The sequence below is a fragment of the Pseudoalteromonas sp. MMG024 genome, from assembly GCF_021654175.1.
GTDB lineage: Bacteria > Pseudomonadota > Gammaproteobacteria > Enterobacterales > Alteromonadaceae > Pseudoalteromonas.
The window spans coordinates 243,579-258,084 of the sequence record NZ_JAKFZO010000002.1 but is presented as its reverse complement, the minus strand read 5'-3'; the positions used below and the strand labels follow the sequence as shown (position 1 = coordinate 258,084).

10 protein-coding genes are annotated in these 14,506 nt (G+C 40.3%); 6 read left to right on the top strand and 4 right to left on the bottom strand.

Annotation, left to right across the window (positions count from 1 at the left end):
• Positions 1-4: 4 nt before the first annotated feature.
• Positions 5-1,069, bottom strand: a complete 1,065-nt coding sequence (locus L1068_RS02880; RefSeq protein ID WP_237128991.1) for a hypothetical protein — start codon at positions 1,067-1,069, stop codon at positions 5-7.
• A 622-nt stretch (positions 1,070-1,691) separates the two neighbouring features.
• Here L1068_RS02880 and L1068_RS02875 point away from each other — a divergent pair.
• On the top strand, positions 1,692-2,573 hold the full coding sequence (locus tag L1068_RS02875) for a LysR family transcriptional regulator (RefSeq protein WP_237128990.1): 882 nt from the start codon (positions 1,692-1,694) through the stop codon (positions 2,571-2,573).
• A gap of 180 nt (positions 2,574-2,753) precedes the next feature.
• Positions 2,754-4,214, top strand: a complete 1,461-nt coding sequence (locus L1068_RS02870; RefSeq protein ID WP_237128989.1) for an aerolysin family beta-barrel pore-forming toxin — start codon at positions 2,754-2,756, stop codon at positions 4,212-4,214.
• A 189-nt stretch (positions 4,215-4,403) separates the two neighbouring features.
• Here the strand turns inward: L1068_RS02870 and L1068_RS02865 are convergent, their stop codons facing one another.
• Positions 4,404-4,544 carry a hypothetical protein gene (locus L1068_RS02865; RefSeq protein WP_161805685.1) on the bottom strand — a complete coding sequence of 47 codons (141 nt, stop codon included), beginning with the start codon at positions 4,542-4,544 and terminating at the stop codon, positions 4,404-4,406.
• A gap of 275 nt (positions 4,545-4,819) precedes the next feature.
• Between L1068_RS02865 and L1068_RS02860 the strand changes: the two genes are divergently transcribed.
• The 4 genes from L1068_RS02860 to L1068_RS02845 all read left to right on the top strand — a co-directional run bounded on the left by L1068_RS02860 (position 4,820) and on the right by L1068_RS02845 (position 7,408).
• Entirely contained in the window at positions 4,820-5,461 is a 642-nt protein-coding gene (locus L1068_RS02860; protein ID WP_054980175.1) for an energy transducer TonB, read from the top strand.
• 155 nt (positions 5,462-5,616) lie between these two features.
• The gene (locus tag L1068_RS02855) at positions 5,617-6,174 is read left to right on the top strand and encodes a sigma-70 family RNA polymerase sigma factor (RefSeq protein WP_237128988.1); all 558 of its coding nucleotides are present in this window, start codon (positions 5,617-5,619) and stop codon (positions 6,172-6,174) included.
• On the top strand, positions 6,167-6,787 hold the full coding sequence (locus L1068_RS02850) for a hypothetical protein (RefSeq protein WP_237128987.1): 621 nt from the start codon (positions 6,167-6,169) through the stop codon (positions 6,785-6,787). Before L1068_RS02855 ends, L1068_RS02850 begins: the two co-directional genes overlap by 8 nt.
• A 9-nt stretch (positions 6,788-6,796) precedes the next feature.
• Positions 6,797-7,408, top strand: a complete 612-nt coding sequence (locus tag L1068_RS02845; RefSeq protein WP_237128986.1) for a DsbA family protein — start codon at positions 6,797-6,799, stop codon at positions 7,406-7,408.
• A gap of 156 nt (positions 7,409-7,564) precedes the next feature.
• Here the strand turns inward: L1068_RS02845 and L1068_RS02840 are convergent, their stop codons facing one another.
• Together L1068_RS02840 and L1068_RS02835 are read right to left on the bottom strand one after the other, a co-directional pair.
• Positions 7,565-8,026 (bottom strand): phosphoglycerate mutase family protein, encoded by a 462-nt coding sequence (locus L1068_RS02840; protein ID WP_237128985.1) that lies wholly within the window; start codon positions 8,024-8,026, stop codon positions 7,565-7,567.
• A gap of 257 nt (positions 8,027-8,283) precedes the next feature.
• The gene (locus L1068_RS02835; RefSeq protein ID WP_237128984.1) at positions 8,284-14,463 is read right to left on the bottom strand and encodes a DNA repair ATPase; all 6,180 of its coding nucleotides are present in this window, start codon (positions 14,461-14,463) and stop codon (positions 8,284-8,286) included.
• Positions 14,464-14,506 lie beyond the last annotated feature (43 nt).

Genomic DNA, 14,506 nt, shown 5'->3' with positions numbered 1-14,506 from the left:
GGGGTTAGGGAATCGCGTTATAAATTAATTCTGATGCGCTTAGCTGATCGGATTGATTAACAAGGCGAAACTCTTTTTTCCAAAACCACGCGCCGGTTGATTTTTCATAGCTATCAAATGACACTGTATTTGCTGCAATCCCAACACGATTAATCGCAACAGTAACTTCACCACGATGTTTGCTTTCACGAATATTGTTATGACTGTAGTTGTCAGACATTAACATTGGATAGTGATAAGGCATAAAACCAGATACAGCGTCGTTTTGAGTTTTGATTCGGCCGTTTGTGTCAACATCTGTACTGCAACTACCATAAGCTGCAACGCTACTTGCACCACATGCGGAATGAGTAGCTACAACGCCATCATCATTGCCACGAATAAATAACGAGGTTGCGCCAAAAAAGTCATCACCATCGGCAACAAAGCGTAAGCGGGGGGCTCTGCTATCGGGCAAAGGCGCAAGGTTACGTGCGTTGTTTACTTTTAAGTCGTGTAATACACCCACTGCCTCATTAATATTGCTGCCTAGCCACCACTCGAGCGCAGCATCAACAAGTGGGTTCCAAGAGGCTGCCCCTGATAATGCACTGACAGCAATATCTGCCAACTCACTACCACCACCGGCGCCAGCTATATCAAAGGTTGCAACAATATTAAGCGCCTTTAATCCAGCATTCTGCAACCAATTTGCTTGGTTGTCGATAATATAACGAGCAACTAAGTCTCCCGTTGAGTGGGTGACAAAAACGCAGCCTGCGTCACATAACCCTGATTGGGAAAATTGTTTTAGTTTGGGCCAAACCCAATCTGATGCAATTTTACCTTCAACACGTTCATAAGACGGCCAGTCTATGCGTTCATCTGCCAGTTGATCCCAGTAAGATGACCAATAGTTAGCACCATCAGCTGTCACATCAGTGCCTGCTGCATTAATTAATTGTGCGGGTTGAAATCCATGGATCAGGATTGTTTTATATTCTTTACTTGCTGCTGCAAAGCTTGTTGAAAGCGCTACTGCGCATGCAAAGATACTGCTTAACGTGATACTGCTTTTATTTTTATTCATATCAACTTCCAAGCTAATTGTTGTCATTGTGTGTTTTTCTGGGTTGTCAGACCTCAGAGGTCAACTCAGTATTGTTACTAAAAATTAACAATTCAATGTTTTTTGTCCAAAAAGTGGTTTAAAAAACAGCAGTAAGCACAGTCGGAAGGTGATTTTAGAGTAATTATTTCAATTATTTCATTGAGATATGATTTTCCTTTAATTTGTTAATGGGTGTAAACAACGAGGTTTTACCGGGTGGAAAGCAGTAGTAAAACAGTTAAACCTGGCGTTATTTAAGAAGTAAGTAAATTAGTTTTAAAAGCTTGATACTTTTTAAGCAACGGTATCGTTCTATATTTAAAACCCTTATTTAGTCTGTTAGCTTGGTTCGCGAGCGAATTTTTTAATTTTTACAACGCATCACACCATTGTTTTCATTTGTTAACAAAGCTAAATTAGGTAGCTGCCATTGAAATATCAGGCTTGATAGCAGTTCAACACATAGCATTAATAAAAATTCGTTGCCTAAATGGGTACGCTTAAGTAGTTTGAATAAATACTCGGTTGATAAATGCGCTAAGTAAGTCGTTTTTCCAAATATGGCTGAGCAGTTATCTTCAATTGTTACAGGAGGTATACCTTGCTAGATATCGTGGCACTGTTCATCAAAACAAATCAATTTAAAACTTTTCATGAAGCTTCAGTTAAACTTAATATTCCATTGCCAACGTTACAAAGACGCATTAAAAAACTTGAAGACGATTTATCTCTAGCCCTGTTTTATCGTGAGCGAGGTAGTTTAAGGTTAACTGAGCCGGGTAAAAGTTTTTACGCGCATTGTTTGAATCATGTTGAAGATTTACAAAGTATTCTGTGTGATTTTAAAAATATTGGTGAAAATAAGGTAAGTACAATTAAACTGATTGCACCACAGAACTTTATTAAAAGTGTTTACTTCACAGGTTTGATCAGCCGATTCAATACCTTACACCCCAATATAAAGATACATATGCTACTGTCTGATGAGCGATTAGATTTAAAAGCCACCGAGTTCGATTTGGCTATTAGAATTGGCCAGCTCGAAAATTCGCAGTATATGTGTAAGGTGATAAATCAGATGCATTTCGTTATGGCATGCTCTTCAACTCTTATTGCGAAGTATGGCAAGCCTGCAAACTTTGATGACCTGGCTCATTTTCCACATATTTGTTGCTCACCTTTTGACAATTGGGGTTTTATCACGCTCACAGGTGAGCGCCATGTGTTCCAACCACATCCAGATTTTGTCTCAAATGACATCGAAATGTGCGCATTAGCTGCAGTTGAGGGGCGCGGTATTTATTACGGTCCGGCTTATTGTGTAAAGCCATTCCTAAATGCCAATCGCCTAGTAAATGTACTTGACCATGTTAAGCCAATTAAGCGTGATATTAATCTAATTTGGCCTGATAAATTAATCCCTAAAAGTACGCGCTATTTAATTGATTTTTTGACCTCTTCGTTGAGTGGCATAGATATTTAACGTCAGGTTTGATTAGTCAACCAAAAAGCTAAATTACAACTAACATTTTTGAAAATTTAACTTTCATTGATGCCTCTATTAATCTGCTTTAGCGATTTTTACTATTCTCAACAGTCCATTATTTCTGATGTTTATAAATACATGGACTGAATTTATATATGACTAAAAAGGAAGTAGTAAATGAAAAAACTATTCGCGTTAATGCTTATTGGCCAAGCAGGCCTTACCCATGCAAACTCTTCGGTTATTTATCTCGATCAAATTCAATATGAGGCGCTAGGCGAAGGTGTTTGCTCTGCTCAAAATAGACCGATCACCAAAAGTGAAGCTGAGATTTACCGTAATGATATTGTTAAAAAAATGGGTAAATGGCAAATCACAGGTCTTGCCGATGGTTGGGTAATTATGGGACCGGGTTATTCAGGTGAAATTAAACGCGGTACAGCGTCAAACTCATGGTGTTACCCGAAAAATCCGATGACTGAAATCCCAACATTAAGCGCTATTAATGTTACTCCGGGCAGCCAAAGTCAAATTGAGTGGCAATTGGTAAACCAAAAAGATGCCTTTATCAAGCCGCTTTCCTATCTTGCTCATTATATGGGTTTTGCTTGGGTGGGAGGTAATCGTTCTAATTATGTTGGTGAGGATATGGAGGTTACGCGGGCAGGTGATGGCTGGAATATCCGAGGTTATAATGGGGGCAGTTGTTCTGGTTATCGCTGTGGTGAGAAAAGTACCATTGACGTATCTAATTTCGAATACGTAATGGATACCGATTCTTATAAGATTACTGGTGATGTGATTGCGACTGAGAAAGAGTTAATTAGAACGGTCTCTGTGCCAGCAATTAACAACACTTCAGCAGATCAGATGTCGGTTGTAACCATAGAGTACGATACGTCCACAAATTGGTCTAAGACCAACGACTATAGCATTTCTGAATCGGTGACATTATCAAATACTTGGAAATCACCATCGGTGACAGGGGGATCGGATACTTCGCTGTCGGTCACAATTTCGGCAAACCAAGCTTGGGGGGAAAGTAATGGTGGTTCTGAAACTGAGCGTGTGGTTATACAGGCACGTACGAATATTCCTGCGTACACACGTCTAAATGCCAAAGTTGATCTTTTTAAATCCTCAATTTCATACCCTTATGAATTTGATGCTGACATTACGTATGACTTAACAGTCAACGGATTTATGCGTTGGAGCGGTAATGGTTTATTAACGCACCCTGATAACCGTCCAAATGAAACGGCTAATTTTGTCATTGGCCGATGGTCTGGGCAAGAGAAAAGTATTCCGTATCAATGGGAGCATCGCAATATTCCAGGTGAGAACAAAAAGTGGGATTGGCCTTGGATGATAGAGCAAACAAGCTTAACAACTATGCAATACTGGCTAAGCCGTGTACTTAGACCAAAGAAAACAACGCTAACAGGCCACTTCTATGCGCAAAGCCAATTTGCCGGTAATGTTTACTTTGGTGATGAGGCACCTCTTAATAATAGCGCACGTACGTTTAATGCATCGCGTGCTTACGATGCTAGCAATAATCAGGCACATTTAAAGCAGCAACTGGAAGAGGCCGGCTTTAAAAATGTAGTGGTTAAAATTGAAATGGTAGATATCTAATTAAAAGGTCTTTGGGAGTGATATTAGCCAAGTTTTATTTATTAATTAAAACTTAATCCATCCCCGAGTAATACTTTTGAAAATTCTTAAATAAAAAAGGCACTAAGTTTTAAACTAAGTGCCTTTTTAATAACCTGTACTTTTGTGCATAAGAAACTCCTTGTTTACTGGGATTGTCTCTTTATCTGGTTATTTAAACACTAAGTAAGTAGCACCAATTAATGACCCTGTTACAAGTGCTAATGTCATGCCCGCAGTAATCAGGCTTGCAACAACAAATGTAGTTAAACCTGCTGTAAATAATAAATCAAACGCATTTGACGTGTTCATATCTCTATTCCTATTGTTTGTTAAGTAAAGCATTTAACGCTTTGGTTATTTATTAAGTCGTAGCAGGGCTTAAAAAGGTTTAGAAAAGAAATGGGTGTTAACTTAAGTAAACGATTTTTGATTGATTTTATTGCACCAGAACGGGCCGTAATACGTTGATAACTGTTTATAATTTGAAAGGTTGAGGTTTAAACTCAAAATTATTAAAAAATTTTTACCCCTTTTAGTATGGCGCTGCGTTTTATAGGTAACTCAATTAAAAAAAGGGAAAGCCTATGTTATTGCAACTTGATACTTTCGAGCCACAAATTCCGATACTAAAACTAACACTTTGCTTTATTGCTGCGTTGGCTGTGACATTTAGTTTGTTCGCGTTTATGCAGTTTTTAATAAAATCACCAAATCGAGTTGTTGATGCGCCCAAACCAATTATTGATATTGCGTTATACCAAGCGCGCGAAATTTCAGAGGTTAAGCAGAAAACTAAAATTCAACCACCACCAAAGTTAACGGAGCCTCCGAAACGTGTTTTGGAAGCACCAGCAAATGCGTCGAGCAATGCTCCGTTAACATTTGCACCCAACTTAAATGTGTCTATTGGTAGTATGCCAAGCAGTGCGCCTAGCCTTATGTCGCAAAGTGGGCAGGCAAGCCCAATTGTGCGTGTGCCACCTAAGTATCCTGTAGGAGCAGCTCGCGATGGCATTGAGGGCTGGGTGGAGTTGACGTTTAGTATTGATAAAACCGGCCGTGTTATCGATGCGCAAGTGATTGCTGCTGAACCCAAACGTGTTTTTAATACTGCTGCACTAAAGGCGTTAAAACGCTGGAAGTATAAACCCTCTATTGATAACGGGGTGGCACATATTCAGACAAACCAGTCAGTGTTGCTTGAATTTAAATTAGCGCAAGAATAAAGTGCTGTTATGTTTAGGGGATTGTTTTTGCGAATGTAAATGACTTATTGTGTTGTTTTAAAAAACTTTATGGGCGTATTTTTCGTAAATACGCTTAACCCCTAACACAGCTTCTACGCAAAAGTTGGACCAACGAGCAAAAGGAGTCGTTATAGATGTTGTTAACTTTGACTACTTGGCTTAGTGCAGACCTCAGCGCAGAGGAAATCATGGTGCGTTACCGTGATTCTGGGAAAAAGCGGTATTTAAATCAATTGGTAGATACTTATTATGACGATTTGTATCATTTTTTGGTAAGTCAGTCAGATCAAGTGCTTGCGCAAGATGTTAGTCAAAAAACATGGCTTAAAGTGATTGAAAAAAAAGCGTTATTTAAAACATCAGTTTCGTTTAAATCTTGGTTGTTTATGATTGCAAGGCGTTTACTGATTGATGAATTTCGTAGCCAAAATAAACTCACCCAGCTAGATGATGTGCAGCTAGTATGCGGCCAATCACACGAAGTGAGTGGAGATGAGATGTTGGCGGTGCTTGATAGTGCGCTTAACGCACTCAACTTTTACCAACGAGAAGCGTTTATTCTACAAAAAGAAGGGTTTTCGGTTGATGAAATTGCACATATTACAGGGTGCGAGTTTGAGACAATAAAATCACGACTACGCTACGCAAAACAAAATTTACGCAATATGCTGAAAGGGTACGCAGATGAGTAACAAAGCAGACGAACTAATTGATTCGCTCTATAAAAAGCGCAAACAACAACTGCACTCAAGCGTAAAGCAGAGGCGTGAATTTAGCGATAACATTATTGCCCAGTCGACAAAAAAGCCAAAATCTAAATTTTTTTATCGCCTTCAATTTGCAATGAGCATTGCTGCGTTAACGATGCTCGGATTTGTTGTGTTTAACCAAGTGCAGCGAGAGGCTGCGCCTCAATATAGCCAGATTAATGAAGCGAATTACTATCAAGTTGCTGTAGTAGAACGTCAATCAGAAACACTAAGTTGGTCTATTACGACTCAAAAACATGCGTTAGAAAATGACCGTAATGCGCAAATAGCGAACTTAAATCGACGTTTTAACAACGCATCAGATAATACAAATGTAATGACCGTTAAGGTACTTAATACCCAATTAGATTGGCATTTAGAGAGCTGTGATGGTTCGACTTTAATAAAAATAAAACGCGAGGTGGTTGCTGAATTAATGGCGTCTTCGAATTTATTTGATAGTACGCACACCGGTCAGTGGTTAGCGTTGGTATTAGATGAGCAGGGTGGTCCTTATGCGCTGCGTAAAGCAGGTAAAGCTAGTGTGTGTAGTTAAGGTGAAAATATGCGTTTTATTTATGTAATGGACCCAATGTGTGCCTGGTGTTACGGGTTTACACCTGAACTGGAAGCGTTTTTACAAGCACATTCAGATATCGATATTGAATGGGTTATGGGAGGACTAGCGCCTGACAATGACCAGCCTATGACTGAGCAAATGCGGGCGACAATTGCTGATTATTGGCATCAAATTGAAGCGAAGACAAACGTGACATTTAATCATGACTATTGGCGCTGTAATACACCGTATCGATCAACTTATTTAGCGTGTCGCGCAGTGATTGTGGCAAGTGATTTACTGGATAATGGGGCAGAAAAAATGGTAAATGCAATTCAAATTGCATATTACCAAAAGGCGCAAAACCCATCGTTAGAAAACACCCTGATTGAATGTGCTGCTGAAATTGGATTAGATGAAGTGGAATTTGTTCATGCCCTTAATTCTGAGCAAACGCAAAAAAGGCTTACACAGCACCTAGGTATGGCACAGCAATTACACGTAACCGGCTTTCCCGCCTTATTTTACCTTGACGATAATAATCAAGCTTACCCATTGGCCCTTGGCTTTTGCACATTTAACGAATTAGCACAGCGATTTAACCGTATTTCACAATAATTGGTATTATTAAGCGGGATGTTGATGGCCGGATTTTCGAAAAGTGCTAAATGTGTCGTTCTGTATTTAATAAGCTAAATAAAACGGGCCTTCAACAATAAGTTACCCGTATTTATAAGCAAACCTCAATGGGTATTGCTTGCTCAAGGCTATCGCTTAATTGTTCGAGCTAAGCAAGGTTAACGTGCCGCCTTCAATTACAAACAGCTTATCAAACTGGTCTTCATTGATAGTAACGTCTTGGCCTGTTAGTAATTTTACAAGTTGTGGTGTGGTATTGCTGTGTCCCACAATCACGGTATTGCCTTTTAATGTTTTGAGTTGCTTAACCAAGGCTGTTAACTGACGCGGATTATAATGGGTCACCACAATGTCTAATTCTTGACTGAGCGGTTTTACGGTTTCTAGCGTGCGGTTGTAGTTGGTACTAAAAATATGCTTAATTTCTTTGTTTTTTAACATGCTAACCAGGTGCTCTGCACGTGCTTTACCTGCATCAGATAGATTCGGATTAATGCCATCGCGCTTTTCAGCATGGCGCAGCAAAAATAGTGTGTCTGGTGTTGCAAACACTGCTTGAGAGAAAAATAAGCTAACAATAAAAGCTAATAAACGCATGATAACTAAGCCCTTTACAACATACGTGAAATAATTCTAGTCACTTTAACTGAGCTTTTTACAAAAGCAAAGGCGATTTAGTTAAAAATCGCCTCATCGGCTGGGCAATACTTTTGTAAAAAGTCATCGTGGGTTGTTTGTTTTAAGACATATTGCTAGAGCGCTGTTTTACACGCCATTAAGCTTTTGCCAAGCTTAAGTAAATTTTGTTTACTTTTAAATGTTGGAGCTTATTGATTTAAGCTCCATTGTCAGTTTTATGAAACAATAATCGCTTTATCTTGTGCGGTGATTACAGGTTCAGGTTCTTCGAACGAGCTATCAAGTGTCTTTAATTGCTTAGAGACGGCATCTACTTTATTCCAAACATCGTGATCGAGTCTCACTTTGTGTTGCATGATTTTTAGTACAGGCAATAGTGAAGCGTCAATTGTCTCTGCGATAGCAGATACCGCTTCGGCAACTTTTGGGTCGGTATGATTATCCACCGTTACATTTGGTGTTATCGCGGAGAGCGCCGTGGTTAGCTCTTGCACGGTTTGCTTAGATACTTGTTGCTGCGCCTCGATTACGCTTGAGATAGCCGCCAATTGCTCATTCAGAGTTTGAGATTGATTCTGGGTACTTTGCGCAATGAGATTAAGTGGCGCTAATAACTTTTCGCTCACTTCTAACGTTTGATCGCTCTCGATGCCTTGTTGCTGTGTTTCCACTAGGCTATTGAGTGTATCAATAAGTACTGATGTGTCTTTGTTGGAGATTTGTTGCAACTTATTTGCTTCAACGCTTTGTGCATTGAGTCTTTCCATTTGTTCAACCATACTATTTGCTATTAATTGCTTTTGAACATAAGAGTCGAGTTGTTTACGGTGTTGCTCCGAGATTTCAGCTAGTTGTGAATTACGTTTAATAGCAATCTCCCCTTGTTGATTTAAACTCTCCGCGGCGTTTTGATGAGATTGCGCTAGTTGCTCTAGTAACTGCTCAACTTTGGTTAGTTTTTCAGAATCAACTGCTTGAACAAGGCTTTGGAGTTTTTCTAGCTCATGGCCTTTTTGCTCGTTACCTTCACTTAACTGCTTGGCAATGTGGTTTAGTGTTTCGTTCGTATTGTTATGAGCAATAGATTGGCTCAGCACATCGCTTTGTAGAGCGACAGAATTTGCGGTATTGTCCTGAGCGGTCACAAGCTTAGCAAGCAACTGTTCAATGTTCTCTAGTTTAAGTGTTTCTACAGCTTGAGTGAGATCTTGCAATGAGTGGGTATACTGTGTGCTCTGCTGATTGCCTTGAGCAAGTGCATTAGAAATACTGCCCAGAGCATCAATTGAATTATTACTGGCGATGGTTTGCGCAATCTCTGTCAGCGTATCTTGGTATGGCGAAGTAGAAAGTTGCGTCGACAAAGTATCGGTTAGTGTATTCAAAGCATTGGCGTTATCTAAATTACGAATTGAATCTACGAGAGAGCCAAATTGTTCTTGGTAATTATGCACAAGCGTATTTGCATTTAACTTGTCGCCAATTTGCTCAAGTGAGCTATGTACATTGGCAAGTTGCTCTACTGCCATCATTTCTGCACTACCTGCTTGGTCGAGTTTATTTTTACTGCTGTAGTCTTTCTTTATTTGCTGCCAGCGTTCAGCATCTTGTTCACTCAGCGTGCCTCTTAATTCAGCGAGCTTTAAAAGATTTTCTTCACTGCCTTTACTTAATGTTTGCGCTTCGCCGCGATAATGGTCTTGTACTAGGTTTTCAAGCTCATCATCGTTCATGGCAGCGACAATCTTTTCAGCCATTTTGTTCATATTACGGTAGCTACCTTGTAGTTTGAAAGGTGGCTCGGTTCGATAAATGTCATCTTGTGCAGCCGATGCAATATACTGTGCATTTACCTTTAACACGGTATTTCTGACGTGCATCAGTTTATCTAGAACGGACGTGATCTCATTGGCTTCAGCTTTTGAGTAGCTATACTCTAATTCGTTAAGAGAAATGTCTTCGCCTTGGCAAATGCGAACAAACTTATACAGATCTTGCATATTTCGATTGGCAAGCGGCGCCATTACTGCATTGGATGTCAGGGAGTTTTCAATAAAACTCATGGCAAACTCTTGCTCACATCCCGCTAAGGTATCACCGAGATTATAGATATCGGCGCGGTTTGCTAGCATGTCTGGGATTTTGAATGATTCGCCTGACTCGGTATACGGGTTACCAGCCATTACGACTGAGAACTTTTTACCGCGCAAATCATAGGTTTTACTCTTGCCGTTCCAAACACCATCAATACGTCTTGAACCATCGCAAAGAGAGATGAATTTTTGTAAAAACTCAGGGTTTGTGTGTTGAATATCATCGAGATACAACATCACGTTATTACCCATCTCAAAGCTTTGGTTAATTTTCTCAATCTCTTTGGCTGCAGTAGCATTGATTGCTTGGGCAGGATCAAGCGAGACTTGGTCGTGACCAATTGAAGGACAATTTACTTTGACAAAGGTAAGCCCTAAACGGTTCGCTATGTATTCGATAAGTGTAGTTTTACCGTATCCCGGTGGAGATATCAGTAAGAGCATGCCCATTAAATCGGTTCGTTTGGTTTTGCCAGAGGCACCAATTTGCTTTGCTAAGTTATCGCCAATAATCGGAAAGTAAACTTTATCAATGAGTTGGTTTCGTACAAATGAGCTCAGAGGTTTCGCCTTAAACTCATCTAGTTGCAATTTATCTTTTTGTAAATCGATTACTTCTTTTCTAAGCGCATGATAACGCTCAAAATTCGGCACTATGGAGTGATTGTAGTGGGTCAGACGTTGACTAAACTCAGCATAATCAAGTGCCATTGTTTGCTCATTAATACGTGCATGCTGGCCCATTAAACCAGTTACCTGTGCTTCTACTTTAGTGTCAATCCCACTGAATTTTGCTTTGAAGTGCGTGCTAAAGAGTACAAAACTGGCTGCCTCTATGGCCGTTTTGTCATCATGCTCATTGTTTTTCGCATAGGCTTTTAACCAGTTGACCGTTAGAGCTGCTTGTTCATCGAATGAGGTTAGTTTAGTCAGCGTGTCAGTCACAGTTTGCCAAAAACCTTTACTTTTCGCGGCGCCAATAAACTGTTCTGCTGCCAGTTTGGCCTGTTTATTTACAGTAAATTGCAGCGAGCCATTTGGCATATTAGCAAGTTCGTTGATCAAGTAATCTGCGCCGAGTGCATATGAGATTTGCCCAAGCAATGCATTAAGTGCTGGTAAATTATTCGCAAATGACTCAAGTTTTTCCGTCAGAGCCAGAGACAGTGTCAGTTTAAATTGGTCATTTCCGAACTGCTCACTCATTAACTGGCTATTTTGAGCTTGGCTTTGCAAAGTGTCTTGCTCTACATCGCTTAAGTTAATAAACAGCGCTTGCGCCATAAAACGAGAGGCAATAGGGTAGGTAAGAAGCCCTAATTCTTGCGATTGCGCCAGCAAGTTGTCTAAAATAATTGCTGCGTCATGATCGTGTATGCCTTTATCGTAGCTTTCTTGATATCTTGGCTCAGCAAATTTTTGCACAAGCGTGAGTAGGCTAGACTCTTTTTGAGCGGTTAATAGAGTATCAAGTGTTAATTCTTGGGTTTGATTACGTGCCGCGTGTAGCATTTGATATGCTAGATATTCACCGCGGTATACATCGTTATTTTCTGAAACCAAAGATTGTTGCCAAATTGCTTTGCAATCGGACATTTTTGCTGCTGTTTCGGCATCGGTGATTGGTTCAAAATAATCCGTGCCAGTAAGATGGAACATTAAGGCGTCATCGCGAGGCAGTAGCGTTAAATCCAGTGCTTGGTTGTTCACACCAAAGGCATGTTTTCCAATACTCACTGTGTTACCACCATCGGTATAAATATCTTGCTTATCGCGCAGTGCACGAATACCTTGGTCGCGCGTTGCTTTGAGTTTTGCTTCTAAATCGTCGGCGCGTATTTCATCACCTAACGATTGTAGCTCTTTAATCAACTTACGCAATTTGCTGATCATTGGATCGCCAGCAAAGTAGCTGTTTAAGGCGTCTAACTCATTAAAACTAGAGAGTCTTCGGGTGACGCCTTGCAAAATACGCTCAGCCGCATTAGTTAATGACAGTGCTCTGCGCTGCTGTTCATCTAGTAATTTTTGTTTGTGCGCTTCAAAGCTTTCATACACATCGTCGCGTTTAGCGATGATTTCAGCTAAGTATTCATCGTGTTCGCTAAAGAGAGATTCTAGCTCTTCTAATTGGATTAAAAGTCGAGATAGTTGCTCGTCACATTCTTCAGGTGTGTCTGCACTGTTAAGCGCTCCGGTAATGCTTTGCGAGAACAATTTAAATCGCGCGGCAAACTCCGCCTTTGCCTCAACAGAACCTAAACTTTTGCGTCTTATTTCAATGCTGGCTTTTGCACGGTTAACAAGTGCGTATACACCGCTAATGTCTTCTAATATTTGGGTGCGAACTCGGCTATCATCAATCTCCAAATCAAGCATGGTATGATTGAGCAAATCCAGCTCGCCAGCTAAGGCGTCAAGTTGTTTTAAGTAATCGTTAAGCTCGCTAACGCCTTCACTTTTTTCGCCAAGTTCGCTAATTTCTTTAAGTTGTTTATGATAAGGCTCTAGCGCTTCGTCTTTTTGTAAGAACTTTGCTGTGGCGTTACTAAGCAAGCCTTCTTGTTCAGTAATTTCTTGTTGCAATTTAGACAGAGCGTTAACGTCAATATATTTAACGTCTTCAAGACTGATGACCTTGCCACTGAGTTGCTTGAGGATGGCGAGACTTTCGACAAATTGGTTGGCCAGTTTGAAACTATCGGGACGGATCCCTTTGAGTGCTGTTTGAACCTGCTCATTAATGTCATCGAGTGCTTCTTTAGCTTTGCTTTGAATTTGAGTAACCTTTTCAAATTCGTCGAGCACTTGCTCAGCAGTTTCAAGCACACTGTGTAATTCAGAATTAAGCTTTTCGAACTCGGTTTTAGTTAACCAGTGGTAACGATCAAATATTGCGCGAGCAAGGGAGATCAGATCTTCGTAGTGATTTTGCGTTGCAGTTTGTTCTTGAATCGCTCGACATACACTGAATAAATCTGATATACCACGTACTAAATCGGGATTGCCAATTTTTCCGAACGTATCGGTTGGTGCGGGTGCGTTAGCCGCGTATTCAGCAGAGACAAAGGGACTTTGCCATATTTGTAATGGGTGAACACGCTCAGCTTCGTCTTTTTCACCTTTAAATGTGACGGTTAAACCGTCTTGGTAAACACCGTAACCATGACAATAAATCGGATTTTGTAGATTCTTTTCAATGATGTTGTAGGCAAAGAGTGCGTAGCGCCCTTCACTTGGCTCATAAAACACATAGAGCACATCCTCACCATTTGGTGAGCGCAATTGCTTATGGAATTCTAAGTCGTTTAAGTTATCCTCAAAGTAGCGAGATTGGCCCGACTGTAGATAATAGCCACCTGGGTAAATAATGCCATGGTCCTCAGGTAAAGACACGCAGGCATGGGAAATTGCATCTTGCCTAACAATGGTTTGGGTACGAGTATTATAGATAAAGTATCGCCATTCTTTTTCACGGTAGGGCAAAACCTTAAGCAATACTAAATCGCCAACGAGCGCATATTCCAGTTCGCAATCTGCAAGCGATTGGTTTTTATCATCGAGTGGTTCACTGTATATACCTTGTCCAGAATCAGTGTTGTTTTCGATTTTAAACGTCAGTGCACCGCGTTTGGTATCGATAAAAATAGTATCGTTTACGTTGATATGAGGGTGTGCGCCTTCAACATGATGTTCTCGCGAAGTCTTTTCCCATTCGAAATCGTAGTCTTGGCGATTTTGTATGTCTCTTTCGCCACGATTATCGATGTAATTAAGTGTATTGTCGTTTTCAATCTGCCAACGAAAAACACGAACATCGCTGAGTTTGTCACCGATTTGGAATAGGGCATATAATTTGCCATGTTGAGCAAATAAATGCTGCAGTTTTGCTTGTTTGTAGTATGTATAGAGCTCTTCAAAATCACGAATAAAACGACTGTCTGTTAAAAAGCGGGTTTCACTTGGGTAATCATCAATTTCAAAGTGCTCATCCACAACTGACAGTTTGTGAACACTAAATACGTCATGGATACTGGTGTTTGTTTTCAGGCCAATAAACACGTTGTAAGCAAAGATCAGTTTATCGCCAATAACAACAATATCACGCGGTACACAGTTATTTTCTGTGCGCACACGGACTCGACCTTTTACTTGCAGTTCTGTGCTGCCAAAACTTTCAATACGTTGTTGATTGATAGCGTCAACAGATGATTTTAGTTCATTGCCGAGGTTATTGAGGCGGCGTTTAATAAGGTCATATGAGCCTTGTTCTAAAGCGGTTTGCTGTGCTTGTTCCGTCATTTACAATGTGTCCTGAAAAATAGCCTTAGAGGGAAAAGCGCAC

Excerpts from the sequence above, each read along its gene's own strand:
- L1068_RS02880 (WP_237128991.1), bottom strand. The coding sequence starts at position 1,069 with ATGAATAAAAATAAAAGCAGTATCACGTTAAGCAGTATCTTTGCATGC.
- L1068_RS02870 (WP_237128989.1), top strand. The coding sequence starts at position 2,754 with ATGAAAAAACTATTCGCGTTAATGCTTATTGGCCAAGCAGGCCTTACC.
- L1068_RS02865 (WP_161805685.1), bottom strand. The coding sequence starts at position 4,544 with ATGAACACGTCAAATGCGTTTGATTTATTATTTACAGCAGGTTTAACT.
- L1068_RS02860 (WP_054980175.1), top strand. The coding sequence starts at position 4,820 with ATGTTATTGCAACTTGATACTTTCGAGCCACAAATTCCGATACTAAAA.
- L1068_RS02855 (WP_237128988.1), top strand. The coding sequence starts at position 5,617 with ATGTTGTTAACTTTGACTACTTGGCTTAGTGCAGACCTCAGCGCAGAG.
- L1068_RS02850 (WP_237128987.1), top strand. The coding sequence starts at position 6,167 with ATGAGTAACAAAGCAGACGAACTAATTGATTCGCTCTATAAAAAGCGC.
- L1068_RS02845 (WP_237128986.1), top strand. The coding sequence starts at position 6,797 with ATGCGTTTTATTTATGTAATGGACCCAATGTGTGCCTGGTGTTACGGG.
- L1068_RS02840 (WP_237128985.1), bottom strand. The coding sequence starts at position 8,026 with ATGCGTTTATTAGCTTTTATTGTTAGCTTATTTTTCTCTCAAGCAGTG.
- L1068_RS02835 (WP_237128984.1), bottom strand. The coding sequence starts at position 14,463 with ATGACGGAACAAGCACAGCAAACCGCTTTAGAACAAGGCTCATATGAC.